Source organism: Streptomyces avidinii, from assembly GCF_014650695.1.
Lineage (GTDB): Bacteria > Actinomycetota > Actinomycetes > Streptomycetales > Streptomycetaceae > Streptomyces > Streptomyces avidinii.
In genome coordinates this window covers 337,636-362,669 of sequence record NZ_BMVL01000002.1, presented here as the reverse complement: position 1 = coordinate 362,669, position 25,034 = coordinate 337,636, and the positions used below count along the sequence as shown (strand labels likewise).

Here is a 25,034-nt window from a genome sequence, read left to right as displayed (position 1 = left end):
GTGGAGCGGCCGGCCGGTCGTCACGGGCATGCACGGGCTGCGGCGGACGCCGGGGCGCGCAGGGCGAGCCGGTCGCCCGGCCAGCGGGCACACAGCCGCCGGTCGTGGCTGACGACGACGACCGCGCCAGTGAACCGGGCCAGCGCCTCCTCCAGCTCCTCCGCCAGCGTGGGGGAGAGGTGGTTGGTGGGCTCGTCCAGCAGCAGGACGTCAGTCGGTTCGGTGACCAGGCGGGCCAGGGCCAGCCGCTGCCGTTGCCCTACGGACAGGGAGCCGACCGGAGCGGAAAGCCGGTCGTGGGTGAACAGGCCCAGGGACAGGAGCCGTTCTGCATGCTCCTCAGGAGTCCCGGGGCGGCCCTCGGCGTAGGCCGCGAGCAGCGTCCGGCGACACGTGTCGGCGCCGGTGTGCTGGGCCAGCAGCCCGGTCCGGCCGTGCCGGACGACCTGCCCGAGGTCGGGGGCCAGGGCGCCGGACAGAACGTGCAGCAGGGTGCTCTTGCCCGCCCCGTTCGGGCCCGTGACCAGCAGCCGGCCGCCGGCCGGCACGGTCACGTCCACCGGCGCGAGCCGGTCCTCGACCGCGACGCCCGCCGCGGCCAGCAGCACGCGTCGCACGTCGCCGGACCCGGCCGGTCCGGCGGCAGCGGTGGCTGTGGCGGTGCGCGGTACGGCGGTGAAACGCAGCGGGTCAGCGGGTGCGGGCACCGGCCGGGCCAGCAGCCGGGCGAGGCGTTCTTCGGCGTTGCGGACCCGGCTCGCGAGGGACTGCTGGACCCGGCCGGCGGCGCGGTCGTACGCCATCTTGTTGCCGTCCTTCATGGCCCGGCCGGGTGCTACCCGGCGGGCGGTGACGGTGGCGGTCTCGCGCAGCCGGGCCGTCTCGGCGCGCCAGGCGGTGTGGGCCTCGGCGCGGCGCCGGCGCTCGGCGGCGCGCTCGGCGAGGTAGCCGGCATAGCCGTTGCCGTACCGCACGGTCCTGTGCAGGTCGCCGTCGACCTCCAGGAGGGAGGTGGCGACGCGTTCCAGGAAGACCCGGTCGTGGGAGACGACGACCGTGATGCCGCGCCGGCCCCGCAGTTGGTCCTCCAGCCAGGTCAGAGCGGCGCCGTCGAGGTGGTTGGTGGGCTCGTCGAGGAGCAGCACCTCCGGGGCCGCGGCGAGCAGTACGGCCAGGCGCAGGCGTACGGCCTCACCGCCGGACAAGCCGCCGACGGCGCGCTCGCGGGGCAGGCCCGGCAGGCCGAGGCTGTGCAGGGAACGCTCGACGCGGGCGTCCGCGTCGTACCCGCCGCGTAGTTCGAAGGCGGTGAGGGTGTCGGCGTACACGGTGAGGGTTTCGGCGGTGGCGTCGCCGCCGGCCATGCGGGCCTCCAGCCGACGCAGGTCCCGCTCGAGGGCGCGCAGCTCGGCGAGGGCGCGGTCGACCACCTGCTGGACGGTCAGATGCGGGGGGAGGCTTTCTTCTTGCGCGAGGTAGCCGACGCCGCCTTCGGCGTGCAGGACGACCTCGCCGCGGTCCGGGCACTCGGCCCCGGCCAGCAGCCGGAGCAGGGTGGACTTGCCCGAGCCGTTCTCGCCGACGATGCCGAGACATTCACCGACAGGGACGGAGCAGTCGACGGAGTCGAGGACCAGGCGGCCTTCGTAGGACTTGGTGAGGTCAGACGCGGTGAGCTGTGCGGTCACAGGGCGGCTCCAGTGGTTCGGGGGCGGGGGTCGTCACGGCGGCGGTGTGGCGGGCGGCAACGCGGTGGATGGCCACGGGACTTCTCCTTTAAGGCGACGAATGTTGCGTTAAAATGCTGGCATGGATTTCCCCGCGCAGGCAAGCGAAGATTCCGGCCAGCAGGAACCGGCCATGAGGCGACGCCGAACGGGCGGCCGGAGCGCCCGCGTCCGCACTCAAGTACTGCAGTCGGTGGGCGCGCTGCTCCTGGAGGCCGGGTACGACGGGCTGACGGTCGACGCGGTCGCCGAACGCGCCGGCGTCCACCGCACCACCGTCTACCGGCGCTGGCGCGACGTCGGGCACCTGCTGGCCGACGTGCTCGACACCGCGTCCGACGACACGTGGAGCCCACCGGACACCGGCTCGCTGGAAGACGACCTGACCGCCCTCAACCAGGAGGTGTACGAGGCACTCACGGGCGGCGGGCCGAACCTGACCACGGCCCTGATCGCCGCCGCATTCCGCTCCACGCAGGCGGCGACGGCGCTGTCGCGCTTCTGGGAGGACCGCTACGCACGGTGCGCGGTGGTCGCCACCCGAGCAGCCGACCGGGGCGAACTGCCCGGCCCCGCCGACAGCCGGGCGCTGCTCGTCGCGGCGACCGCCCCGCTCTACCACGAGCTGCTGCTGCTCCGAGCCGTCTCCGACCCGACGCTGCCGCACCGCGCCGCCCGGGCCGCGGCCGCGGCGGCCGGCGCCGGCGTCTTCAGCACACCGCAATGACCCGGAACGAACTGCCCGCAGCCGGCCACCCCGGCACCCGCTCCCGTCGGCGCCGGCGCCGGAGGTGGTGGGACTGAGCGAGAACGCCATGCGGTACTACGGGACCGTACGACCGTCACTCGCTTGTCGTTCGAGGCGCTGTGGCGCCGGGCCGCCACCCGAGCCCGCGGCGCAGCCGCCCGGCCCACTTCGCCTTCGACCTCTTGCAGCAGGACGGCCAAGCGCTCCTGACGCACCCGTACGGCGAGCGGCGCGGACTGCTGGAGAGGCTGTTCTCCGAGTACGCACTGACGGCCCCGTGGACGTTGTGCCCGATGGCGACAGACCTGGCCAAGGCGCGGGAATGGCTGGAGTCCTGGACGGGCGTGTCCGGCGTCGAAGGGCTGCGCGCGGTCGGCCGCACCGTACCGTTGCGCCCGGACGCGGCCCGGCGGGTCGCCGAGCACTTCACCGCGGCCGCGCCCGGGCACCCGTGCACGGGGGCGGAGTTCTCCGCGACGTGGGGGAGCCGCGACGTCCTCGACACCACCCTCGTCCACCCCGCCCTGGTCGCCGAGGTCAGCGCCGACCGCGCCACCGACCGCGGCGGCGTCTACCGCCACCCGCTGCGCTTTCAGCGGCTGCGCCTGGACGTGACGGTCGGGGCTGGCGGCTGGAGTTCAGAAGGTGTTTCTGAACCCAAAGACGCAGGTCAGGATCCTGTCGGCAGTGTGCAGCGAAATGCTCGACGTGCGGGTAAGCGTCACAGTTCCCGCTACGCGAACGGGACTCCGGCGACTGGTGGGACTTCGGGCGCTGTTGGACTCACTCGGCCAGCAGTTCGGGCCAGGGGCATCCCCGTGACCACCAGGACACCCCGGAGCCTTTCCGGCCGGCCCAGGAATCTGGGTGCCTACTCCTCCTCCATGTGCCTTACGACAGTGTCGGGGCCCGGCGACATGAGGGTCTCGTGCCCGTCCTCGAAACGGACCCGATAGGGAGGCGTGCCCTCCGGGCCAAGCACTTCGACGATCTCTGCTGACCGATCGTGCTGTCCAACTGTCCTGCCATGGACCAGCAGTCGGTCTCCCACGCTTGCTCGCATGTACCCAAGCTAGTGGCGAACGGCTTGTGAGGCCCGCCTGGACACCCCCGTACCGCCACTTGGCCCACGGGTTCGGAAACAGTTGTCAGCCCCGACCTCAGTTGTGGCACGGGCGACGGGCCGCGGGTCGGCACTGCGCAGTCCTGCCGTGCCGGCCCGCGGCCCGCAGAAGGGGGTCAGGGGACGACGATGGAGAAGGAGGCGTCTTCGTAGACGCCGGGCTTGCCGGTGATGACGAGGAAGGTGTCGGTTCGGGTCCCGCACGAGGGGTGGGGCCACATGGAGATCCGGACGTCGTATTCGAAGCTGATGTATTGCAGGGTGGCGGTGGGGACGAGCTTGCGGATGTCGAGGTCCTTGTCCTCCAGCTCGACGCACGAGTGGCCCGTCGCGGGCTTGGTGACGGCCTAAATGCCCTTGGACCGGTTGACGCTGCCGTTGGCGTTGACCACGGCGGCTCCCCAATCGGCCCGCCCGCGCCACCGCCCTCGTCGCCCTGGCCCAGGACCTGCCCCCAGCGGTCCTCGGGCCGATGCTCGGCCTCCACCCCGTCACCGCCGCCCACTGGCGACGACGCGCCTCCACCGACTGGGCCGCCTACCTCGAAGCCCGTCTGACCGCCCCGCCATCCTGACCACCGGTCGAAGCCGCGTCATAGGGCCGGCCTGGGAGGTGCCGCTTGCGGCGACCCCGAGGGAAGCCGCCATTTTTGAGCATGTTCAAATATATTGAGGTGCGGCCGCAGGCCGGACATCCAATCTCTGGGGAGAGGTCTACGGACATGCGTGGATGGCGGGCGATGGTTCTTGCGGTAACCGGGGTAGTCCTCACAGCGTCTTGCGGATACGGCGCAGCCATCCACGCGGCGGAGATTCCGCAGGAGCAGCTGGTAGGGACGTGGACCAGCCCAGCAGGGACGTCCCTGACCTTCTCGAAGGAACACACCTTCACCGGAACGGGATTCGACGAGGTCAAGGCGATGGCTGACTGCGCCCACCCCGAGAAGCTGTCCAATGGCCGCTGGGCCTTCTACGGCAGCCCCCAAGCCGACGGCCTCATCGCCCCCGACGAGACCGCCACACGTGGCCATGACCTTCGGCTGTCCTTCACCGAGGATCCGACGTGCACGGTGTGGGTCTACCTCTACGGGGACTTCGGAGATACAGAGGACCCCAGCATGTGCCCTACGGAGGACCCGGACGCGGGGTGTCCTCCTGACGGCTACATGAAGCGGAGCGAGGCCGGCACCCGATCCTGACACCTATCGACACCGGGGCACTCGCGCTCCCGCCCGGCCACAACCGCTCCAACGGACAGGCCGGCCCGAACCCCTCAACCACCGGGACCAGACAGGAATACCGCACGATTCGAATGACGCTCCCCGCCAGCTGGCGCTTCCGCCTGGACGGCGGCGCGTCGTTGGAGCGGGACCGTCTGCTGGACCTCGCTGCCGGCTGCGGCTCCTGGGCCCGAGGTCCCCTGTCGGAGGGTGTTGTCGGTGGCGGCAGTGACCATGGGGATGAGCGCCGGTACCGCGCCGGAGGGCCCGCATGCGGGTGTCGACGGGTTGTGCGAGTACATCCGGGGTGCCCTCGAAGGGTGGGTGCCCGGGATGCTGGGCGTCCATGTCCACCGGTCGGTGTCCGGGCCGGCCGGGGTGGCGCGGCTGGTCGGCGCGGTCGCGGTCGCAGCTGAACTCGCGGCGCTTCCCCGGCGACGGTGCGACCGCGCGGGCCGAGCTGCACACGGCGGCCGCCAGGGCCCTCGAGGCCGCCGGTGAGGGGCCGGGGACGGACGTACGGGCCGAGCCGGCTGCCGTCCGCGCGGGGTGCCGGCGTTCGGCTGTCGCCGTCGGCCTGTACGTTCCCGTCGCCTGCTGACCTGAGCCGCAGGGCAGGCTTTCCAGCGGGTGGGAACAGAGCCCTCCGCCGCGAGGCGACCGCCCTTCCCGCCCCACACCTCGACCGCCCCGCCCGGCATTCCCGCCGGGCCGGGCGCGGCCCCGACCAGCCCCCCCGGCCGGTCGGGGCCCTTTCTGTCCTTCCATGCGGGCAGCGGACCCCTCCGGCACCGCGGTGCCGAACGGGCCGGGCGGGCCGGGCGAGCTATGTCCTGATCGCCCTGAGCGGGATCGTCGATGCCGCCCTCGGAGGAAGTCCAGTGGCACGGCGCCCGCGAGGCGATTACCGGGCCCGGGGCCTGACCGGAGGGAACTCCCAGGGAGGGGTGTAGTGGCTCTTGCTCGGTGACCCGCGCGATGTGCGAACACCTGGGAGCCCCTGCCGGCCCTCCGGCAGCAGGCTCCCGTCATGGGTGGGCGAGTACGGAGCCCGTCAGCCGATCGGCACCACTTGCTCGGCCTGCGGCCCCTTGGGGCCCTGGGTGACGTCGTACTCGACCTTCGCGCCCTCGGCGAGTTCCTTGAAGCCGGTCGTCTGGATGGCGGAGAAGTGGACGAACACGTCCGGGCCGCCGTCGTCCTGCTGGATGAACCCGAACCCCTTCTCCGAGTTGAACCACTTCACAATGCCTGTTGCCATCGGTGTCCCTATCGATACGCCACGCGGGCCGCGGTGCGCGACCGTCTCCCATCGTGCCCATCCGGCCTGCGCACCACACGCAGGACACGCAGGACACGCACTTTCAAGATCATCTGTTGGTCGAGTCGACGCCGGGTCGGGCATGCCTCGGCGGGCTTTCTGGTTCGAGCCGGATCCCGGTGCGGCGCTCGGTGCCGTCGGGCATCCCCTCGACGACGGCGCACGCGCACTTGGCCCTTCACGGCCTTCGGCAGTGCGAATCGTTCCTGCGGTGAATGTCTGCGGCTGTGTGGGTGAGCGCAGTCCGCCATGCCTCCGGCGAAGGTGAGGGTGCCGGTAGAAGACGGGGGTCGTTCCGTCGTCCTGAGGGGTGTTCGTGATGAGCCGAGGCTTGATCGTCGTGGATGTGCAGAAGGATTTCTGCGAAGGAGGCAGCGTTCCTGTTGCGGGAGGCGCGCAGATCGCCGCCGCGATCGCCGAGCTGGTGGAGCAGCGCGCGGACGCTGACTACCGGTACGTCGTGGCCACCCGCGACCACCACATCGACCCGGGAAGTCACTTCTCCTCAAACCCGGACTTCAAGGACAGCTTCCCCGTCCACTGCGTCGCCGGAGACGAAGGCGGCGAATTCCACCCGAACTTCGCCCCCGCCGTCGCCGGCGGCAAGGTCCACGCCGTCTTCTTCAAGGGCGCCCACAGCGCGTCCAAGAGCGGCTTCGAAGGCGCGGACAGCGAAGGCACTTCCCTCGCGGACTGGCTGCGCGCACGCGGGGTGCGGGATGTCGACGTGGTGGGCATCGCGACCGACCACTGCGTGCGTGCTACCGCTCTGGACGCTGTCGCGGCCGGCTTCGGAACCCGAGTACGCCTGGACTACTCGGTCGGCGTCGCCCCCGACACCGTTGCCTCCACTCTGGACGACTTCCGCCAGGCAGGCATCGAGGTGTCCGGCCAGGCACCGGCGCCGAGGTAGTCCAGCGGGCAGGCGACGCCCTCATCCTGTGGCGGTCCACACTCGCGGAACAGGTTCCAGGTTCTGCGAGGGCTCGTTGGGCGGGCGGGTGCGCGCCCCTGCCTGGGGTGCCCCGGTCCCTTGGGGCGGGGCGCCCGGGGCTGGCGTCTTCCAGGATCGGCCCGTGCCGTGCTTGGTGGGGGGCCGCCTTCGTTGACCGGGCATGAGCGCCATCAAGCGCGCGGCGGTGGCCACGGTGGCGGTGGCGGCGCCGGCCGCTCCCTCCGCCACGGCTGCCCCGGCCTGCAAGTGCGCCAGCAGCACGAGGGACATTGACGACAGCAGCCATGGCGGGCCGTGGTCGGACGACTGGCGGGTCACGGTGAAGACGTGCGCGGCTCGGTCCGGGTGCACCGTGCACGCGTGCGCCGAAGTGCGGTGGGACGGGCTCGGCTTCTTCCCGTGGAGAACCAGACGATCTTCGACGGGGCCAAGCTGCGGGTACAGGTCAAACAGTCCCGCGAGGGCGCCGGCCCCGTGGTGGCCGAGCGTGACTTCCCCGGTCTTGAGGCGCGGCTGGAGGGCAGCTCGACCAACGGAGCGCGCACCGGCGCCCCTACCGGACCGCGACGATCGGCCCCCCGGGGCCGGCGTGGCCGCGCTCGGCGATTCGGTGCTGTTCCTGGACTGGCACGGCGACGGACACGGCTACCAACGCTACGACTGCATCAGCTCACCAACCGTCTGACCCGGACCGGCTCGGGTCCCGGGCGCTGCGCCCAGGCAGGCGGCCGTGGGGGTGGTCGGGGGGCCTGAACGGACCCCCTTATCGTCGTAATGACGATATTGATGTTATGGTCGGCTCATGAGTGAAGTCAGAGACGGGAACGCCGACGCAGCCCGCCCCCTCAATGCCGACGCGGATGCTGAACTTGCCTGGAAGGCAGCCAAGTTGGCCGTCGCATGGGTTTCGGTGAACACGCCCTTGACGGACAGTCAGGGATGGATACTCGTCGGTCTTCAGCACATGGGCTCCGGACACGGGGAGATGTACGCCTGGAACAAGGTAGGCGCCTGGCAGCGGCAGCTGACAGAGGTGCTGGCCGCGGACGACGGAAGCGAGGAGAGCCGCCACCGTGTCACGGCGGCCAAGCGGGCGGCCACCTCGGCCATGCGCGACATGCTGCTCGCCGGAATACCCGCGGGGGTGCAGACCAACCAGATCTGGAGCGACGGACTGGGTCCCGATCCGCGCGAGGAGCTGCGTCGCTTCGTCGAAACACACACGGGACGAGTGGCCTGAGCTGACCGTCACCCGGGGATGTCGGCCGGGGCTCGCGGGGTGCCGGACCGAGGCCCTGGCGGCCGTCGTAGCAGCCCGCTGCTGAGCTATTCGCGCCCCGAGGCCTTGGCCCGAAGGCTCCGTCATCACCGAAGGAGGGTGTGGTGGCCGGTGTCCGCCCCCACAGGTCATCCGGCACCATCCACGGAGGGCCGTTCCCCTTCCCCATGACTCGTTCAACGAGCCGGCCAGGAAGGGGATATGGCTGTGACCAGGCTTTCTGTTAGGTGCTCTAAGCCCTGCGAACTGCGGCCGCCAGGGAGGCCGGGCAGCGCGAAGCCGCCCGGATCGCCACCCGCACCGACGAGGGCCCCCCGCGTCGGCGGGGAGCACCTCCGGTGCACCGGCCTTTTGATCAGAGGTGTCCCGGTGGTGTCACACGGTGAGCTGTCGCTGCCCAACGGGCCCAGGCGCGGCATCGAGACGGGTGTAGAACTCCGTCGCGTTGATGGACTCCCGTGCCGGGGCTGACAGGCGGGCCAGGATTCCCGGGAGGGACCGTTCCCGTGCCGCTTCGCTGCGGCGGGCCGAGATCGCGGCCATTTTCTGCTCCGACCAGACGGTTACGTCGACCGTCGCGGTGACGTGCTCGTCCGGCACGCTCAGCACCTTCTTCCCCACCGCTGTGAGGAGCGCGCCGAGCGTGTCCACCGCGGAGTGCGGGTGCGTGGCCGCGTACAGAGCTGCGGGCCGCCAGGGTGCGCCCGCCTGCGGGTAGCGGTGTTCGAGGCCTGCGGCATGGAAGGCGATGACGGTGGCCTGGTGCGTGCGGACGTGATCAGGGTGACCGGTCAGCTGCCCGTAGGCGTCGTGAGTGATGATGACTTGCGGCCTCACAGCACGGATGTGTTCGACGATCCCCTCCACCACCTCGTCCAGCGGGGCGTCGCACAGCCGCGGCCGGCCGGGCGCGGAGTCGGGGACTCGAGCGTCGGCGAGGCCGAGCATCCGCGGCTTCCCCGCCCCCAGGATGGCCAGGGCGTCGGCGAGCTCGTCGGCCCGGTGGCTGTCGGGGGCCCAGGGGGCGGTGACCACGGCGGTCGCCGCGCCTGCTGCCGCGTGCTGCGCGAGAACGCCGCCGGCCAGGAGGGATTCGTCGTCCGGGTGTCCGAAGACTCCCAGAAGAGACGGCAGGGATGAGGAATGGGTTGGCGTCACAGTAGGTGGTGCCTTCCTGGAGGTCGTGGTGGGAGACGCGCGGGCAGGTGGGATCGCCTCCCTATGCGTGGCCGGCGTCCGTGTAAGCCTGGAAGCCGGCGGGCGGGTGGTCGATGAGGAGTGTCGGATCCCATGCCGTCAGGCACTGCGCGCTGGGTACGAACAGCGGTTGGGGCAACGCGTCCAGGGGCCAGACGCGCCAGGACCCGATGGCTTCCTCGCTCTGTTGCGGCAGGCCTGACCAGCGGGTGACCAGGACGGGCACCGTGACCCGGACGACGTCGCCCACCCGGTCGAGGAGGGTTCCCAGCACGATGGTGTCGTGGGCTGCGGCCACGAGGTCGGCCTCTTCGTGGAGTTCCCGTACTGCGGCCTCGGCGAAGGACTCGCCGGGTTCGACGGATCCGCCGGGCAGTTCCCAGGTGCCGCGCCGGTGTTGGCCCAGTAGGACACCATCCGGGCTCTGGATGATCACGCCGACCCCGACCCCGACGGCGGCGTGCGGTGGCGGCGGTGTGCTGGTGCGCGGGCGGCTCGGCACCCGCTGCGGACGGCGGACCTCGTACAGCCGGTAGGAGGCGGAGTTGTCCGGCTGCGGGGCGTCGATAGCCGTGACCCTGTCCACGGCGAGGCCGTGCCCGGTCAACAGGTCCTCCCACAGCTGGGGGGTCAGGACCCACATGTGGACGGGGTGATCCAGGGTGGTGGCCGGAAGCCGCAAGTTCTCCGGGCGTGGGGCGACGGCCGTCGACGGGCCGGCGCCGGCCGAGTTGGTGTGCAGCGCGGAGAACACGAGTCGACCACCGGGCCTGATGGCGTTGGCCAGCGCGGGGAGGAGCCTGTGGGGGTCCAGGTAGGGCACGCCGTTCACGGAGTAGACCAGGTCGTAGGGAGCCGCATCCTGCAGGTGGGCGACGGCATCGGCGCAGACGAAGCGGAGCCCGGGTGTGCTCGGGTATCGGGTGACAGCGCGCTCGTGTTGGGTGGAGGAGGCGTCCACGGCGGTGACCTCGGCGCCCAGGGCGGCCAGGCGCGCGGCATGTCGGCCCAGCCCGCTGCCGAGGTCGAGGACGCGAAGCCCCTTCACGTCCCCGAGGCTCTCCAGACCGGGTGCGGTGTCCGCGATGCCCCAGTCCCACCGCTCGATCTCCGGCAGGTCCGGGCACACGGTCAGCTGGTGCGCCCCGTAGGCGGTCCAGATTCCGGCGGTCTGCTTCTCGATGTCCATCAACGTGTCCTCCAAGAGGGCGGGGGTGGTCAGGGGCGCAGGGCGTAGCAGCGGAGCACGTCAAGGTCGTGGGTCCGGACGGCGGACCGGCCCGCGGTGAGGATCTCGGCTTCGGCCGGGCCGATCCCGAGGTTTTGGAGAGGGTCGGTGTTCTTCCGGCGGTCGGCGATCTCGGTGACCACCCAGAAGATCCCGCCGGGTACCAGGATGCGGAGGACGCGGTTGACGAACGCCGCCTTGTCGTCGAGCCACCGGTAGACCAGACGGCAGGTGATGACCGCGTACGCGGGCTCCGGCAGGTCGGTCAGGTCGCCGTTTCTGATGTCGGCGCATCTCCACAGCGGGCCGGGCCTGTCCGCGGAGTCCTGGGCGGCGGCGAGTGCGAGGGCGTCGGGGGACCATTCGATCCCGATGGCGCGGTATCCCATCCGGTGGTGGAGGTGACGGGCGAGGGCGCCGTCGCCACAACCGATGTCGAGGGCCGGCCGGCCCCGGCCGGGTCCGAGGTGCTCGTCGAGCAGCCGTGTCTCGGGTTCGTCGAGCTGCCGGTACCGGCGGCCTCGGGCCCAGAGGGGATCCCAGTACGCGGCGGTCGCGGTCATCGTCATGAAGATCCTTCGCGGGCGGAGGGCAGTGCTGTGCGTGGGGGCGGGGCGGGCATGTGCCGCATCGTGCGGACAGGGGACAGGAGCAGGAGAGCGACCGGGACAAGTTGGAGGAGCGCGCCGACCGTGAGGGTGGTGCGTACGCCGAGGTGGAGGACCAGGGCGCCGGCGGCTGCGGCGGCGAGCGGACGGGCCCCCGCGGTCACAGTGGTGCTGGCGGCCTGCATCCGCCCCTGGAAGCGTGGGTCACAGATGATCTGTCTGAGGGACCTCTGGCTCGTTCCCGATGCCGTGGCCCAGAACAGCTGCACGGCCAGGACCAGGGCGAGGGTGACCTGCCAACGCAGGCCGGGCCCGGCGAGCAGGAGGGGCACCTGCGCCAGAGGGCTGACCGCGAACCCGACGATGATCGCCGGTCCGATGCCGATACGGGAGGCGATGTTCGGGGCGAGGAGTGCCCCGGCCAGGCTGCCGACGCCTCCGATGCCCATGATCACGCCGAACGCCGTCGGGGTCACCTTCAGGACGGCGAGAAGGTAGTACGCCCAGTACGTGTTCATGATTGCCAACCCGAAGCCGAGCGTGGACAGTGCGGCGATCACCGTGCGGATCGTCGGCTGCCCGGCCACATAGTGCAGACCCTCACTGATGTCCCGCGCGAGGCTGCGGCCTTGCGGCCGCGGGGCGGTCGTCTCGGGTGTGCGGATGCGCCACACGAGGAACGCGGAGACGAGGTAGGACAGGACATCCACGATGACCGAGCGCGCCGCGCCGACCGTGCCGATCAGGGCGGCGCCCAGGTTGCTTCCCGCGCTGTCGGCCACCGACGAGGCAGCGCCGAGGCGGGAGTTCGCTCGCTGGAGCCGGTGGGGCTCGACGAGGACGGGCAGGTAGCTGATGGATGCCGCACCGTGCACGATCTTGGCAATGCCGAGGACGACGGCGACCGCGTACAGCTGGCCGATGGTGAGCATGCCGCCCATCGCGGCGGCCGGGATGGTCACGAGGGCTACCGCGGCTGCCACATCGGCGCAGATCATCTGGGGGCGCTTCGGGTACCGGTCCGAGAGCGCGCCGGCCGGGAGCGCAACGACGGCGTTCGGCAGCTGTCCGAGGAAGGCGAGCGCGGCGATCTGGGTGGTGGACGCGTGGAGCTCCAGCACGGCCAGGGTGGGGATGGCGACGGCGCTGACTGCCGACCCGGACAGGCTCGCGCCTTCGCTTCCGACCAGTAGGCGCAGGTCCGATGGCGCCCACCTCGGGGCTTTCGACGTCCGGGTGGAGGTTGTCACCGGCCCTCACCGCCCAGGAGTTCCGGGGCGGTGACGTTGCCGTAGAGCAGGCCGGCGGCGAAGTGCGTGAGGACCGCGTGAGTGAAGGGGTGGCAGTCGGGCGGCGGAGCCGCCGGGTCCACCCACACCAGCTCGACATGGGTGTCCGGCTCGCGGTTGTACGGGGTGCCGTCCCACCCCGGCACGGAGAAGACGGCGCCGATCACCCGCTCACCGTCCGCGGCGTGGAAGTGGGGCAGCTGGCAGAACCGCAGGCGGTCAGGGGCGACGTGGATGCCGACTTCCTCGGCGAGTTCTCGTGAGGCGCCTTCGTTGAGGAACTCACCGTCCTCAAGCCTCCCGCCGACCACCGTGAGCAGCCCGGGGGAGTGCCAGGACCCCGCCCGGTGCCGGACGGTGAGGATCCAGCCGTCGCCGGGACGCTGGAGGAGGACCATGACGTGCGAGATGCTCCGGTGGACGTTGCTCACGGCCGGCTCTCCCTCATGATCCGGTCCAGAGTCCGCCGGCCCCGGGCGGTGACCACCTGGTCGTTGTTGTCGGGGCCCCAGGCCAGACAGTTGACCGCGTCCAGGGCGGCCAGGCAGCGCAGCGCATGCCGCTCTGCGTCAGTGAGGAGACGCCCGTACGACTGAAGGAACGCCTGCGCGCGGTCCGGATGGTCGACCCACTGGGTGACCGCGAGGATGACGAGGTCCTGAATGCGGGCGGCAGGCCGGGTCCGCTCGAAGTCGACAAGGACGAGCCCGGACGCGGACCACAGCCAGTTCCTCGGCTGATTGTCGCCGTGGATGAAACCGACAGGCACCGGGCCGACACGTGGAAGCCGGGCGGCGTGGTCACGGATCACCTGCTGCTCACCTCCGGTGAGCCGGTCACCGGCGCGGGACAGGTACTTCTCCGCTCCGTCGGCAGCAGCCTCCAGGGACGCTTCGGCCTCCACCCGATCGGCGCGGTCGAGCTCCCCGGCCTCGTGGAGCCGGGCACACAGCGCTCCGGCCTGCCGGTGCACAGCCCGCCAGTCACTGGTGGCCAGGTCGAGCTCCTTCGCCGGGACGCCGGGCACCGCGGTGAGCAGCAGGACCAGGTCCTGGGCGCGGCTGTCGATGAGGCGGGGTGCCCGGCTGTGGCCGAGGGCGGGGACGACGTGGCGGTATGCCCGGGTCTCACGGGTGAAGAACTTCTCGCTGGGCGAGACCTTCACGTACCGGCGCATCCCGTCTGCGCCCTCCAGCTCCCACACCCGGGAGCGGTCCCAGTCGTGCGAGGCATCGCGTACGGACACGACGGGCCCGATCCGTTGCTCCGCCCAGCGCCGGACCGCTGCGGGAAGTGTCTTCGTCTGCCTCATCAGGCGGACCTCCTGCCTGGGCGCAAGGTCTCCACGGGGTAGGACGCACGGCAGTCGGATGCGGTGGGATGGGGGAACACGAGTCCTCCTGGCGGTTCGCCGGCGCCGGCCGACGCGAGGTCGGGCGAGGTGAATCGGGTCAGCGGTCCTGGGACAATTCGAGGAGTTCGGCGAAGGTTCCGCCGCCGTGGACGAGATCGTCGTAGCGGCCCTGCTCGGAAATGCGGCCGTCGTCCAGCACGATGATGTGGTCCGCGATCTTCGTGTTCTCCAGGCGGTGGGTGACCATGATGGTGATCCGGTCGGCAGCGATGGCCTTGATCCGTTCGAAGACCTGGTGCTCACCTCGTGGGTCCATCTGAGAGGTCGGCTCGTCCAGGATCAGCAGCTCGGGCTTGCGGTACAGGGCCCGAGCGCACGCTTCGCGCTGCCACTGTCCGCCGGAGAACTCGACGCCTCCCCAGATGTCGCGGGCTTGGAGGCTGTCCAGACCGTTGGGGAGGTCTTCGACGGCTTCGCGCAGGCCGACCGCGTCGATGGCCTCCCACACAGGTCCGTCGTCGTGGGTGCGGGGCTGACCGAGGGTGATGTTCTCGCGCACCCGCAGCGGCCACTTCGCGAAGTCCTGCGGCACCAGGCCGGTGAGGCGCCAGACGGTCGCCGGGTCGGTGTCGGCGAGGTCGCTTCCGTTCCAGGTGACCTTGCCCTTGTCGCAGAGGTAGATCCCGGTGATCAGCCGCGTCAGAGTCGACTTCCCCGATCCGTTCGCTCCGACGATCGCGAGGATCCGGCCGCGCTCCAGGGTGAGGGAGACACCGTCCACCGCGGGTTTGTCCTTGCCGGGATACTGGTAGACGACCTCGTCGAGCCGGATCTGCTCGACCGGACCGGCGATCTCGCGCGGACCGCGCCGGGGAGCACGAGCGGCGGCCTCGTCGAGGAACGCCTGCATATCGCTCAGGTACAGGCTGGTGTGGAACACCGCGGCGCCGTTGATGACGACCTGGGAAAGAGCGGCGAGCGCGGTCTGGACGGCGATAACGGCCGTGGCGGCGATGGCGGGTTCGATCCGGCCCGTCACGGCGAGCCAGGCGAGCGCTCCCCAGGTCGCGAGGAGGAAGACTCCGCCGGCCAGCGCGGAGAGCAGAGAAATCCGCAAGGTCCGCGGCGCGGCGGCCAGGTTCCGCCGGTCACACCGTTCGGACAGAGCCCGGTACCAGTGGACGAGGTAGTCGGTCATCGAGTTGGCGCGGACTTCGTCACCGTACTGGGAGGTCGTGGCCCACCAGCGCATCATGCCGCGCACATTCCTGTCGGAGACATTGGCGTAGTGGATCTCGTAGTCGACGCGGGCGGTCAGGACGGCGCCGATACCGGCCGGCAGTACGGCGAGGAGCAGCAGGGGCAGCATCATCACGTTCAGCAGTGACAGGACGCTGCCGGCGGTGACCAGGCGGATCAGCGAGGACATGAAGCGCTGAGCGTCGGTGACCATCACGTGGGTGCGGACCACCCCCATCTCGGCAGCCTCCTGCCGGTCGGAGAAGCCGTCGCCGGCGTAGGCGGCGGCCTCGACCCGGCAGACCGCCTCGACCAGGCTGCTGTCCGTCTCCGAGGTCAGCAGAGGAGTGATCCGCCTCTCGGCGTACGTGGCCACGGCCCCCGCGGCGCGGTTCATTGCGGCGGCGAGCGCGACCACGAGCAACGCGGGCAGTGCTCCTTGCAGACGGTCGGACGCACTCCCGGCGCCGAGTACGGGCCCCATCACACGTGCGGTCGCGGCCAGCAGCACCGCTGCGGATACGCCGGTGACGACCTGGCACCCGATCAGGAGCCGCACGGCCCGCCGGTCGGTCCGCCACGACAGGCGGCCGATCCGGGCCAGGACAGCCGGGAGGGTGGCGCACATCTTCCGGAAGGAGACCTCGGCGAGCGGATTGACCGAGTACTGCCCGCTGTAGGTGATCTCCGCGGGCGGCGGCGGAGACGGAGCACTGGTCGGGTTGCTGGGCACATCGGATCCGGTCATCGGGTCCCCCCTGGATCACCGTTCGGACACTGTCGTGAGCTCAACGACAGCCCCAGCTTTTCGAACACACGTTTTTCGGTCGGCCCTGAAGTCCCGGGATAGAGCGTGCGGGGGACCGTGGAGGCTACACCGACCCGTCTCCCGCAACGGGACTGCCACAAAAGGAGGTTGGCCGAATCGCCGAGGTTCCCAAGAGCCGGTGCCGGACCCCGTTCGGCACCGCCGCGGCGTGCCGCGACACCGCCGTCACCTGCTCGCCCGCCGCAGCCAGAGCCTGCGTCAAAGGCCGGCCCACGTTCCCGGTAGCCCCGGTCACCGTGATCATGTTCAGCTCCTAGTCCGTTGTGCAGTGAGGCGATTGACGCTAGGAGGCGGGCTTACTTTCAGTAAGAACATACCCAGAGGTAAGCTCCTGACATGAGGGAAGGTGCGCAGGTGACGCAGGCCGCGGCAGGCAATCGGTATGAGGTGTTTCACGCCGACTGCCCTGCGCGCGACGTGGTCGACCACGTGACCAGCAGGTGGGGTGTCTGGGTGCTGATCTCCTTGCGGAGCAACGACCTTCGGTTCTACGAGCTGCGCGACAGCATCCAGGGCATCAGCGAGAAGATGCTCGCTCAGACACTGCGCGCACTGGTCCAGGACGGCCTGGTCTGGCGCAAGGTCGAGCCGACGACACCGCCCCAAGTCACCTACGGACTGACCGAGTTCGGCCAGGACATCGGTAAGCCACTCACGGACTTGTTCGACCGGATCACACAGCGACTGCCGCCGAGCGTCTGAGCGCAACAGGTCAAGTGAAGCGCTGACCACTCCGCGCCCTCAGCAGCTCGCCATCTCGGTGAAGACCACCGACCGTGACGGCAGAAAGGTTCGCCCGTACCAGCGTGCGATGGTGGCACTGGTGTACCTACGTGAGCACACCCTTGGCGAAGATCGCTGCCGGGTTCGGGATCAGCGAGTCCACCGCCCACGCCACGCCCACACCAGCGCAGTCACCGACCTGCTCGCCCAACGTGCGCCAGGTCTACTGAAGGCCCTGCGCGAGGCCGACCCCGACTTCGTCCTGATGGACGGGACCCTCGCCGAGTGCCACCGGGTCGGCGACTCACGCGCGGACTACTCCCACAAGCACCGCCGGCACGGAGTGAACGTACAGGTAGTCACGGATCCGGACGGTCGGCTGCTGTGGCTCTCACCCGCGCTGCCGGGCCGCGCCCACGATCTGACCGTCGCCGGCACCCACCGGATCATCCGCATCTGCGAGCGCCAGGGCGTTCCCATCCCGGCCGATCTCGCCTACCAGGGCGGCGGCCCCTGGCTGACCACGGGCATCAAACGCAGGCCCCTGCAGGAACTCACGCCCAACGAGAAGACCGTCAACCGGGCCCTGGTCGCGGCACGGGCACCGGTCGAACGCGGCGTCGCCCGCTTGAAATCCTGGCGGATCTTCCGCAGTTCCCGATGCAGTCCGAACCGCATGACGTCAATCGCCAAAGCCATCCTCACCCTGGAGCGTCAAGCCTGAAGAAGCTCATTGACCGATCCACTTTGAATCGCATTCATCATTGAATCTTGCGCGAAATGAAAAAATCCTGCCGACTTGCGATCAGGATTGCGGAGTGCTGCTCTGGAATAAGCAGGGGGTAAAGGGCTAAATGATCCGGGCCCGAATGGGTGGCGTTCAGCCGGAGTAGGCGGGATGACGCGTCGTGTGACGACGGGATGCCCCGCGCTGCAACCCGCTATCGGAGGTTCACAATGACACAGGTCTCTTCTGCCCGCATTCCACTACGCCAGATCATGGCCGTACTCTTGACGGCCGCCCTGACGCTCTCCCTCTCGGTGGTGCTCACCGTCACCTCGACGAAAGAAGCAGCCGCCTCGTGCTCCGCCAACCGGTTCAACGGAAAGTGGCGCTCGTCCGACGCGAGGTTGAAGCGTATCGACGTATGGCAGGGAGAGGACTGCCACCTGTACGCCAGGGCCTGGTCCGTCTGCAAGCACGACTCGTCGCGTATCTGCAGCTGGGGAAACAGGAGAATGGGAGACAGTCCCGAGCCGAACTTCCAGTTCGTCGGATACAACTGGACCAACGCCAATGAGGTGCTGCAACTGCGGATGCAGGACAGGTCTCACATCTCGGTGTGGGACAGCACCGACTACCACAACGGCAAAAAGGTCAGCTTCACGGTCGCGATGAACAAGAGCGGTTGAGCCCGCGAAGGGCAGCAACTCCGCCCGCGCCGCTACTGGACGAGGCCCCCTACCAAGACAGGTGGGGGCCTCGCTGCTCGTCCCCCGCCCCCGACGGGATGCGAACCGCGCCGGGTGGGCCCCTGTTCGCCGACCGTGCCTACACGGGTGCCGGCTCCCGGGTCACCACCGGACTCAAACGGCCACCGGGCGGCGAGCTCACCCTCACCCGGCGCACCGTAAACCGAGCCCTGGCCCAGCCAGGGCACCGGTCGAACGCGGCATGGCACGGCTCAAGTCCCGGCAGATCTTCCGAAGATCCTGCATAACTCCCCACCCATCAACCGGGCGCGATGCGGAACCGGCTGCGACCGAGACGCGTCTTTGAACATGTTCAGTGATCATCTTTTGGGTGTTCCTCTTGTCCACGCAACGCAACAGGACCACGTTCTGGCTCTCGGCCGGAGCGGTGGTGACCGTCCTGACGTCCGCCGGCTGGCTGCTCCACGGGGCCAACCAGGAACTGGACGGAAAGGCTCCGGTCTCCTGCGGCGAAGCCGTCCGCTTCCTCCAAGCCGCCCATCCCCCCCCGAGACTGCACGGAACAAGCTCCGCGCGCGTGCACGTCTCCGGAGGCACGTCGAACTGACGGCTTCCGGCGGACCATCAGGGGGAACTGCCACGCTGCAGAAACGACCGGTTCGCGCGCTCGGCCGGCAGCGACGCCTTCGGCTCTCGGTCGCGTGACGGGCTCTGACAGGTCAGGTCCCTTGCGGGAAGCCGACCCGTGGTGAGGTACGTGTTGACGGTCTCGTCGGCGCAGGAGGTGCCGTCGATGAGGTACACCCCGTGGCCCTGCCCGCCCTTCGCCAACACAATGGCGAGCCCTTCAGGGCGCGGTGCAGGCCCTGACCGCTGCTGAGGGGGGTCATCGGATCCCACTCGTTCTGGACGGTCAGCACCTTCGCCCGGTGCGTCATCGGCGTCGCAGCCTCCAACGGTGGCTGCCAGAAGGCGCAAGGCTTGATGTTCGACGCGAAGTCCCCGTACAGCGGGTACTTCACCTTGTCCTGGACCGCGTCCCGCGCGTACTGCTCAGGGTCGCGCGGCCAGTTCTCCGTGTCCCCGCACACCACGGACCAGTAGACGGCGGTGCCGTTGTCAACGGGGACGGCCTCTGGGGCGGGCCCGTCGCCCGGCGCGGGGGCGGCAGCCGTGTCGGGATCCGGCCCGGTGGCCCCCCGGCCGCCGGCGAGGAGCCTCTTCACGTCCGGCACCCCGGCGTCCCCCGGCAGGGGCGTCCGTTCGGCCGCGGCTTTGAGGGACCTCGTGATGGCCGAGGCCTCAGCCGGGGAGTAGAACACTCCGGGGTCCCGGATGTCGTCACCCGTGAGCTTCTGCCCGAAGTAGTCGATCGGTTCCCGGTCGGCGCGCGCCACCAGTGCCCAGAACGTGTCGGACACCGCCTCGGGGGTCGCGCCTAGGCCGTATTCGGCCGAGTGCTCCGCCGCCCAGAGCGTCCACCGCTCGAAGGCCGGCCCGGCGCTGGTCGCCCACACCTGGTACATGCCGCGCCAGATGCGGTGCGGGTCCACGCCACTGTCCAGCACGAAGCGGTCCGTCCGCTGCGGGAACATCTGGGAGTACACCGCGCCGAGGTGGGTCCCGTACGAGTAGCCCAGGTACGAGATCTTGCGCTCGCCCAGCACGGCGCGGATCACGTCCATGTCGCGGGCCGTGTTGCGCGTGGTGATGTACGGGAGCACGTCACCAGCCTTCTCACGGCACTTGTCCGCGACGCTGCGCGCCCACGCCACGTCCGAGGCGAAGCGATCGGGCCGGTACGCCCCGCCGGTGCCCTTCTCGGTCTGGTCCAGCCCGCAGGTGATCGGGCTGCTGGCCCCGACGCCGCGCGGGTCGAAGCCGATGAGGTCGTAGCGGTCCCGTACGTCCTTGGGCATCTCCGTGCTCAACCGCATCGGCCGGTAGAGTCCGGCGGTGCCGGGTCCGCCCGGGTTGAGGAGCATGACGCCGTGCCGCTTGGCCGGGTTCCCGCTCTTCACCCTGGATATCGCGAGGTCGATCGTGGGGCCCTGGGGGCGCTCGTAGTCGAGCGGGACCTTGAGGGTCGCGCACTCGTAGGTCGCCGGTCTGTCTGCACTGCAGCGGTGCCAGGCGGGCTTCTGACTCATGTACCCGGGGGCAGTCTGGGCAGCGGATGCCTGGGGAACGGCCAGCTGGGAAAGGGTGGTTGCGATGAGTCCGGCGGTGGCTAACAGCGGTGCGCGGCGTTTCATACGTACGGTGTCACCTTCATTCGGAGATTGCGTGCCCGTCCACCGTGTTGCACCGGCGGGCGGGGCGAATCCCTCCTGAGGGCCACTCTTTGTGCAACTCACGTACCACGCGATATTCGGACAGTTGGCCGATACGCGGCAGTGGGCGGGGGCCTGACGGCGCCTCGGCCGGACGGCGCCAGTCCCGACGGAGGACCGGTTGTCCGGCAGGGCCCACCGATGCCGTCGCCGGGCCGGCGCCGGGAGAGGGTGTTCCGTGGGTAGGAGCAGAGGTTCTTGATCCACCCCTCGTCCCGGGACGCCTGGTCCGCGTGGCGCTCACACTCCTGCGCGACCGGGCAGGGCGGAGTAGGCCCGCGCGGCGCCGAAGTTCTGCTCGGACGCGGCGTCGGCGGGATCACGGTGGAGACGCGGGCCCGGTTCGGCTGCACGGCCCCGGTCGGCGCGACCGACGACGGCCGGGCGCGACACCCGTACGGCAGGACGGTCGTTGTGATCCCGCCCGCCGATTTCTTGATCATTCCGGGCAACCGATCAGGCCCCCTGTCGGTCGTACAGGAGTCGGGCGTATTCGAACGACTGACCCATGTGACACGAGGGGGACCATCTTGATGCGGTCGAACCGCACGCACAGCAATGCAACGAGGCGGATCGGAGCGGCTCTGGCCGTCGGTACGGTGGTGTTGGGTGCCGCGACCACTGCCCAGGCAGCGCCGGCGCCGAGCCCGGTGACGCCGGCTACCGGGGTCGATAAGCAGGGCCCGAACCGGCCTGAGGGCGACCCGGACCCGTTCGGCGGTCTCGTCACCTCCGAGGAGCTCCTCGACACCACGGTCGAGAGCGGCCAGAAGCAGAGCCTCCGTCTGGGCTTCAAAGTCACCGGCGACAAGCCCGTCCAGGGGGCGGAGCTGGGCGTCCAACTGCCGCCGGGCCTGGACCTGAATCCTCAGGAACGGCCGTCGAACTGCGAACACTTCAAGGTCGACCCCGTGCGGGAGTACCGTGACGCATACCTGTTCTGCAGTTTCACCGGCACCTTCGAGCCGGGTAAGTACTACCGGCTCGACACGGGGCTGAACATCACCGCGACCCCGAAGCTGTGGCGGGACCTCTTCTACGTCTCCTGGACCCCGGGCGGCCAGCCGATCTACAAGCCGCAGCAGGGCGGGGTCAAGGGAACCGCCGCCGCCATCAAGGCCACACCGTCCGAGCCGTTCAAGGAATGGCGTTCCTGGGGCCGCGAGGTGCTGGTCGAAAACCCTGCGAACCAGCCCGACTTCACCGTGGACGGGGCGACCGGCAGCGGCCCGGCCGGCGGCCAGGTGCTGCTCAACCCGGGCTGGCAGATCAAGGGCACCGGATCGGTCGCCACCACGGCCGCCGACGACAACGTGGTGGAAACCGAGTTCGTGCTGCCGCCCGGCATCAGCTTCGCCGGCGGCCGCCCGGGCCCGGAGGGGCGCCGGGTGTTCGGCGGGACCGGCGGCTCGGTCAAGGGGATCTTCAAGATCGAGTCGTGGGTCAAGCCGGGCACGTACCACGGCGAGTACCGGTACAAGGCCGACCGCGGGCCCGGCCATCTCAAGATCGCCGACATCGACCGTGACCTCGGCAACAACACGGCCGGGCTCACCATCACCGTGACGCCGGCCAGCGGGCCGCAGCCCGGCCCGTCGACGTCCGTCTCTGCCTCCCCGAGCCCGTCCGGCTCGACCGCGCCCTCGGCCTCGGCCTCCGCGAGCACCGCCCCGAGCACCGGCAACACCCCGGCCCCGAACGGCGGTACCGGCGGCAACCTGGCCAACACCGGATCCGCCGCGCTGGCCGCGGGCGGACTCGCCGCCGCGGCCCTGACGCTCGGCGGAGCCCTGTACGCCTTGGCCCGGCGGCGCCGTTCGGCGTAACGGCACACGCCGTGCGCGGCGCCGACACCCACCGTCGAGGACAACGTAGCCCTCTATGAGCTTGCCCCCGGCGTACGCGGCACCGTCCCTCTGCTCCGACGGGCAGAGACGACCAATGCCCGGCCTTGACGGGGGCCGGGCATTCCCGCTCCCGCCGGGGCCTGCGTCCCACACGGTGCCGTTGACGTTGACCGTGCGGACGACCTCGGTGTCGGGGAGTTCGGGTCTGTGGGCACCACTCCCTCCGGCCTCGGGCGGTGGGCAGCGCCGGTCACTTCCCGTCGCAGGCCAGGAAGGTGCAAAGGGGTGCCTCGGTGAGCCGGGCAGATTCTCGATCCTCCACTTGAGCCAGGATGAGCTCGCGTCTGCGCGGTAGTCGACCGTGAGGTAGGCGTGACCGCGCCAGTTCGCGGTGTCGGCGTAGACGGGCTGGGCCGCCGGGCATGGAGGGCAGCGCACTGACGGACACCATCGTGTCCGTCATCCAGGACACGGAGGGCGACGAAGCAGCGATCGACATCCTGCTCACGGCCCTGGGCGTAGGCCGTGAGGTGCTGACATTCAGGGGAAGTCTGCGAAGCGGCGACATCGAGTGGCTGCCGGTAGCGCATCCGCTGGATTGACCCGCACGGATACTTCCTGCCATCGAGTGGCGTCTGGTCCTTCAGTTGCGGATCGTGAAGAGGGAATCGGCAGCGCCTCGGGTGTGGCCGCCCGGTAGGGGTGGGTGCACAGGTTCCCGGAGAGGGCGATCGGCGATGCTGCAGCACGGTCGCACCGGCCCGGGCCGGGGCCTGCGCAAGGTCGGGCCGACCGGCAGTGGACCGCGCTCTCCATGGCACCCTTGTTCTGCGTCGAAGAGGCGTCGTGACCAGGGGGAAGACGTTGACTGACCAGGCAGTGTCGAACGAGCATGTGGCGGGGCTCTCCGATCTCCTGCACTCTGCCTGTCTCACGGGGCGTCGACTGACCCGCGCCGAACTGGAGGCCCGCCGAGTCCGGGGGGAGCGGGCGGCGGAGCTGGGAGTGCCGGTCCGTGAGCCGGTGCGGCAGCACTTCAGCGTGGCTCAGGAGGCACTCGCCCCACTGCCCCCGGCAGCGGCGGGATCGCTGTTGGCCGTGCTGGACCAGGCGGTGGACGCCTTCATCGAGGGATACGAGCGCGCCCAGCTGCAGGCGGTCCGTCAGGAGGAGGCGAAGCGCCGAGAGTTCATCGACGACTTGCTCTACGGGCGCAGCGATCTGGGCCGGCTGGCGGAGCGCGCAGAACGCTTCGGGCTGCGTCTGTCGCAGGCGCACGCCGTGGCCGTGGCGAGCGGGCCGGAGCCGTACGGCGATGGCTACCCGGTCGCCCGCGGGATCGAGTCGGCGATGCTGACTCGTTTCGCGGGCCGGCAGATCCTGCTCACCACAAAGGACGGCCGGCTGATCTGTGTGGCCCCCGGCGATCAGCCGGACGTCCTGGCGTTCTTCGCGAAGCAGGCGTACGCCGCCACCGATGGCGGCAAGGTGGCCATAGGCCGCTCGCACCCCGGCGCCGGCGGCGTGGTGCACTCGTACGAGGAAGCGCTCAACGCCCTCGATCTGGCCGAGCGGATGGGCCTGGGCGGTCCGGTGCTGCACGCCGCGGACCTGCTGGTCTACCCGGTCCTGACGCGGGACCGGCAGGCGATGGCCGACCTGGTGGAAAGCGTGCTGGGCCCGCTCCGCAAGGGGCGCGGTGGCGCCCGGTCCTTCATCGACACCCTCACCGCGTACTTCGACAGCGGCTGCGTGGCGACCGAGGCCGCGCGCCGGCTTTCGCTGAGCGTGCGGGCGCTGACCTACCGGCTGGAGCGGATCCACAGCCTGACCGGCGCCGACCCGGCCGACCCCGTGAACCGCTACACCCTTCAGACCGCGGTGATCGGGGCCCGCTTGCTCGACTGGCCCGACACCGAGGCGTGAGACCGCGTCTCAGCCCGTGCGGTGCGTTAAAGCACCGTAAAGATTGCCGAGGTCTGGCAATGTGCGCGGTTCCTTCCAGCTGCCACGATGCCGTTGTCCAGCCAGGACAGCGATACAGCAGCGGGGGTGCTCATGGGCTTGTTTCTGAGTCTCGGCATCGGGGGACTCGCGTTGTTGGCTGCCTCGCTGGTGTTCGACGGGTTCGTCGAAGGCGCTTTCGACGGCGTTCTGGACGGCCTGTTCGACGGCTGGCTGTCGCTTCCGGTGGTCGCGGGCTTCGTTTCGATGCTCGGTTTCACGGGGGCGATCGTGCTCGGGTCCACGGGACTCGGGCCGGGAGCGGCAGCCGCCGCCGGAGCGGTGGCCGGGGCGGGAACGGGCTGGCTGGCATGGAGGCTGAGCCGGGCCCTGCTGGGAGATTGCAGCGCATTCGCCCCGCACCAGAACGACCTCCTCGGATCCACGGGAACGGTCGTCACCGCCATTCCCGCCGACGGATACGGCGAGGTCCTGCTACGGCTGGCCGGCCAGGCGGTGAAGTACGCCGCGCGGGCAGATGCGCCGCTTGCCCGGGGCGCCGAGGTCTGGGTGACGACCGCACCGTCCCCCACCTCGGTAACGGTTCGCGCCGTAGAGCGCTGACCAGACGCGTTCT

24 protein-coding genes and 3 pseudogenes are annotated in these 25,034 nt (G+C 70.2%); 14 read left to right on the top strand and 13 right to left on the bottom strand.

Features of this window, described 5'->3' with window-relative positions; all coding sequences use genetic code 11:
• Positions 1–20 precede the first annotated feature (20 nt).
• Positions 21–1,688 (bottom strand): ABC-F family ATP-binding cassette domain-containing protein, encoded by a 1,668-nt coding sequence (locus IE257_RS05805; RefSeq protein WP_189965349.1) that lies wholly within the window; start codon positions 1,686–1,688, stop codon positions 21–23.
• A gap of 121 nt (positions 1,689–1,809) precedes the next feature.
• Here IE257_RS05805 and IE257_RS05800 point away from each other — a divergent pair, with 121 nt between their 5' ends.
• Entirely contained in the window at positions 1,810–2,454 is a 645-nt protein-coding gene (locus IE257_RS05800; protein WP_189965347.1) for a TetR/AcrR family transcriptional regulator, read from the top strand.
• Between the two features lie 892 nt (positions 2,455–3,346).
• Here the strand turns inward: IE257_RS05800 and IE257_RS05795 are convergent.
• A complete protein-coding gene (locus IE257_RS05795) occupies positions 3,347–3,538 on the bottom strand; it encodes a DUF1918 domain-containing protein (RefSeq protein WP_189965345.1) in 192 nt (63 codons plus the stop codon).
• A gap of 715 nt (positions 3,539–4,253) precedes the next feature.
• Between IE257_RS05795 and IE257_RS05790 the strand changes: the two genes are divergently transcribed.
• Positions 4,254–4,796, top strand: a complete 543-nt coding sequence (locus tag IE257_RS05790; RefSeq protein WP_189965343.1) for a hypothetical protein — start codon at positions 4,254–4,256, stop codon at positions 4,794–4,796.
• Positions 4,797–5,163: 367 nt separating this feature from the next.
• Positions 5,164–5,418, top strand: a complete 255-nt coding sequence (locus IE257_RS05785) for a hypothetical protein (RefSeq protein ID WP_189965341.1) — start codon at positions 5,164–5,166, stop codon at positions 5,416–5,418.
• A 453-nt stretch (positions 5,419–5,871) separates the two neighbouring features.
• Here the strand turns inward: IE257_RS05785 and IE257_RS05780 are convergent, their stop codons facing one another.
• Positions 5,872–6,078, bottom strand: coding sequence for a cold-shock protein (locus IE257_RS05780; RefSeq protein ID WP_081524690.1), 207 nt, complete (start codon positions 6,076–6,078; stop codon positions 5,872–5,874).
• A 379-nt stretch (positions 6,079–6,457) separates the two neighbouring features.
• Here IE257_RS05780 and IE257_RS05775 point away from each other — a divergent pair, with 379 nt between their 5' ends.
• Together IE257_RS05775 and IE257_RS05770 are read left to right on the top strand one after the other, a co-directional pair.
• Entirely contained in the window at positions 6,458–7,051 is a 594-nt protein-coding gene (locus IE257_RS05775; RefSeq protein ID WP_189965339.1) for an isochorismatase family protein, read from the top strand.
• A gap of 844 nt (positions 7,052–7,895) precedes the next feature.
• Positions 7,896–8,333: a hypothetical protein gene (locus IE257_RS05770; RefSeq protein WP_189965337.1), complete on the top strand. Its 438-nt coding sequence runs from the start codon at positions 7,896–7,898 to the stop codon at positions 8,331–8,333.
• Positions 8,334–8,747: 414 nt separating this feature from the next.
• On the opposite strand, the gene IE257_RS05765 is transcribed toward IE257_RS05770, so the two are convergent.
• From IE257_RS05765 to IE257_RS05730, 8 genes and pseudogenes are all read right to left on the bottom strand, one after another.
• Complete coding sequence (locus IE257_RS05765) at positions 8,748–9,530, bottom strand: PIG-L deacetylase family protein (protein ID WP_189965335.1); 783 nt, start codon at positions 9,528–9,530, stop codon at positions 8,748–8,750.
• Between the two features lie 61 nt (positions 9,531–9,591).
• Positions 9,592–10,758: a bifunctional class I SAM-dependent methyltransferase/NUDIX hydrolase gene (locus IE257_RS05760; RefSeq protein WP_189965333.1), complete on the bottom strand. Its 1,167-nt coding sequence runs from the start codon at positions 10,756–10,758 to the stop codon at positions 9,592–9,594.
• Positions 10,759–10,787: 29 nt separating this feature from the next.
• Positions 10,788–11,366 carry a class I SAM-dependent methyltransferase gene (locus IE257_RS05755; RefSeq protein ID WP_189965331.1) on the bottom strand — a complete coding sequence of 193 codons (579 nt, stop codon included), beginning with the start codon at positions 11,364–11,366 and terminating at the stop codon, positions 10,788–10,790.
• Positions 11,363–12,655 carry an MFS transporter gene (locus IE257_RS05750; protein WP_189965329.1) on the bottom strand — a complete coding sequence of 431 codons (1,293 nt, stop codon included), beginning with the start codon at positions 12,653–12,655 and terminating at the stop codon, positions 11,363–11,365. The genes IE257_RS05755 and IE257_RS05750 overlap by 4 nt, the downstream gene beginning before the upstream one ends.
• The gene (locus IE257_RS05745) at positions 12,652–13,125 is read right to left on the bottom strand and encodes an NUDIX domain-containing protein (protein ID WP_229920145.1); all 474 of its coding nucleotides are present in this window, start codon (positions 13,123–13,125) and stop codon (positions 12,652–12,654) included. Before IE257_RS05745 ends, IE257_RS05750 begins: the two co-directional genes overlap by 4 nt.
• Complete coding sequence (locus IE257_RS05740; protein ID WP_189965327.1) at positions 13,122–14,006, bottom strand: phosphotransferase enzyme family protein; 885 nt, start codon at positions 14,004–14,006, stop codon at positions 13,122–13,124. The genes IE257_RS05745 and IE257_RS05740 overlap by 4 nt, the downstream gene beginning before the upstream one ends.
• Positions 14,007–14,145: 139 nt before the next feature.
• A complete protein-coding gene (locus tag IE257_RS05735; protein ID WP_189965325.1) occupies positions 14,146–16,035 on the bottom strand; it encodes an ATP-binding cassette domain-containing protein in 1,890 nt (629 codons plus the stop codon).
• Positions 16,036–16,234: 199 nt separating this feature from the next.
• A pseudogene (locus IE257_RS05730) lies at positions 16,235–16,360 on the bottom strand (NAD-dependent epimerase/dehydratase family protein); the annotation flags it as partial.
• 92 nt (positions 16,361–16,452) lie between these two features.
• Between IE257_RS05730 and IE257_RS05725 the strand changes: the two are divergent.
• From IE257_RS05725 to IE257_RS05705, 5 genes and pseudogenes are all read left to right on the top strand, one after another.
• Positions 16,453–16,818, top strand: coding sequence for a winged helix-turn-helix transcriptional regulator (locus IE257_RS05725; RefSeq protein WP_189965323.1), 366 nt, complete (start codon positions 16,453–16,455; stop codon positions 16,816–16,818).
• A gap of 76 nt (positions 16,819–16,894) precedes the next feature.
• Positions 16,895–17,563: pseudogene (locus IE257_RS05720) on the top strand (transposase); the annotation flags it as partial.
• A 233-nt stretch (positions 17,564–17,796) separates the two neighbouring features.
• The gene (locus IE257_RS05715; protein WP_189966266.1) at positions 17,797–18,252 is read left to right on the top strand and encodes a hypothetical protein; all 456 of its coding nucleotides are present in this window, start codon (positions 17,797–17,799) and stop codon (positions 18,250–18,252) included.
• Between the two features lie 113 nt (positions 18,253–18,365).
• Positions 18,366–18,619, top strand: a pseudogene (locus IE257_RS05710) (transposase family protein); the annotation flags it as partial.
• A gap of 33 nt (positions 18,620–18,652) precedes the next feature.
• Entirely contained in the window at positions 18,653–18,880 is a 228-nt protein-coding gene (locus IE257_RS05705) for a hypothetical protein (protein ID WP_189965321.1), read from the top strand.
• A gap of 17 nt (positions 18,881–18,897) precedes the next feature.
• Here the strand turns inward: IE257_RS05705 and IE257_RS38835 are convergent, their stop codons facing one another.
• Positions 18,898–19,077, bottom strand: coding sequence for an alpha/beta hydrolase (locus tag IE257_RS38835; RefSeq protein WP_268251378.1), 180 nt, complete (start codon positions 19,075–19,077; stop codon positions 18,898–18,900).
• A complete protein-coding gene (locus tag IE257_RS05700) occupies positions 18,993–20,423 on the bottom strand; it encodes an alpha/beta fold hydrolase (protein ID WP_268251377.1) in 1,431 nt (476 codons plus the stop codon). The genes IE257_RS38835 and IE257_RS05700 overlap by 85 nt, the downstream gene beginning before the upstream one ends.
• A 716-nt stretch (positions 20,424–21,139) precedes the next feature.
• On the opposite strand from IE257_RS05700, the gene IE257_RS05695 reads away from it, so the two are divergent.
• The 4 genes from IE257_RS05695 (at position 21,140) to IE257_RS05680 (ending at position 25,021) form a co-directional block, all read left to right on the top strand.
• Complete coding sequence (locus IE257_RS05695; RefSeq protein WP_189965319.1) at positions 21,140–22,432, top strand: hypothetical protein; 1,293 nt, start codon at positions 21,140–21,142, stop codon at positions 22,430–22,432.
• A gap of 473 nt (positions 22,433–22,905) precedes the next feature.
• Positions 22,906–23,055: a hypothetical protein gene (locus IE257_RS05690; protein ID WP_189965317.1), complete on the top strand. Its 150-nt coding sequence runs from the start codon at positions 22,906–22,908 to the stop codon at positions 23,053–23,055.
• 262 nt (positions 23,056–23,317) lie between these two features.
• The gene (locus IE257_RS05685; RefSeq protein WP_245384613.1) at positions 23,318–24,379 is read left to right on the top strand and encodes a PucR family transcriptional regulator; all 1,062 of its coding nucleotides are present in this window, start codon (positions 23,318–23,320) and stop codon (positions 24,377–24,379) included.
• Between the two features lie 132 nt (positions 24,380–24,511).
• Positions 24,512–25,021 (top strand): NfeD C-terminal domain-containing protein, encoded by a 510-nt coding sequence (locus tag IE257_RS05680; protein WP_189966180.1) that lies wholly within the window; start codon positions 24,512–24,514, stop codon positions 25,019–25,021.
• Positions 25,022–25,034: the final 13 nt, after the last annotated feature.

Bases quoted from the DNA above. Each gene is read 5' to 3' on its own strand.
- IE257_RS05790 (WP_189965343.1), top strand. From the start codon at position 4,254: ATGTTCAAATATATTGAGGTGCGGCCGCAGGCCGGACATCCAATCTCT.
- IE257_RS05755 (WP_189965331.1), bottom strand. From the start codon at position 11,366: ATGACGATGACCGCGACCGCCGCGTACTGGGATCCCCTCTGGGCCCGA.
- IE257_RS05725 (WP_189965323.1), top strand. From the start codon at position 16,453: ATGAGGGAAGGTGCGCAGGTGACGCAGGCCGCGGCAGGCAATCGGTAT.
- IE257_RS05760 (WP_189965333.1), bottom strand. From the start codon at position 10,758: ATGGACATCGAGAAGCAGACCGCCGGAATCTGGACCGCCTACGGGGCG.
- IE257_RS05775 (WP_189965339.1), top strand. From the start codon at position 6,458: ATGAGCCGAGGCTTGATCGTCGTGGATGTGCAGAAGGATTTCTGCGAA.
- IE257_RS05785 (WP_189965341.1), top strand. From the start codon at position 5,164: ATGTCCACCGGTCGGTGTCCGGGCCGGCCGGGGTGGCGCGGCTGGTCG.
- IE257_RS05700 (WP_268251377.1), bottom strand. From the start codon at position 20,423: ATGAGTCAGAAGCCCGCCTGGCACCGCTGCAGTGCAGACAGACCGGCG.
- IE257_RS05735 (WP_189965325.1), bottom strand. From the start codon at position 16,035: ATGACCGGATCCGATGTGCCCAGCAACCCGACCAGTGCTCCGTCTCCG.
- IE257_RS05780 (WP_081524690.1), bottom strand. From the start codon at position 6,078: ATGGCAACAGGCATTGTGAAGTGGTTCAACTCGGAGAAGGGGTTCGGG.
- IE257_RS05800 (WP_189965347.1), top strand. From the start codon at position 1,810: ATGGATTTCCCCGCGCAGGCAAGCGAAGATTCCGGCCAGCAGGAACCG.
- IE257_RS05715 (WP_189966266.1), top strand. From the start codon at position 17,797: ATGACACAGGTCTCTTCTGCCCGCATTCCACTACGCCAGATCATGGCC.
- IE257_RS05680 (WP_189966180.1), top strand. From the start codon at position 24,512: ATGGGCTTGTTTCTGAGTCTCGGCATCGGGGGACTCGCGTTGTTGGCT.
- IE257_RS05770 (WP_189965337.1), top strand. From the start codon at position 7,896: ATGAGTGAAGTCAGAGACGGGAACGCCGACGCAGCCCGCCCCCTCAAT.
- IE257_RS05740 (WP_189965327.1), bottom strand. From the start codon at position 14,006: ATGAGGCAGACGAAGACACTTCCCGCAGCGGTCCGGCGCTGGGCGGAG.
- IE257_RS05695 (WP_189965319.1), top strand. From the start codon at position 21,140: ATGCGGTCGAACCGCACGCACAGCAATGCAACGAGGCGGATCGGAGCG.
- IE257_RS05795 (WP_189965345.1), bottom strand. From the start codon at position 3,538: ATGCGAGCAAGCGTGGGAGACCGACTGCTGGTCCATGGCAGGACAGTT.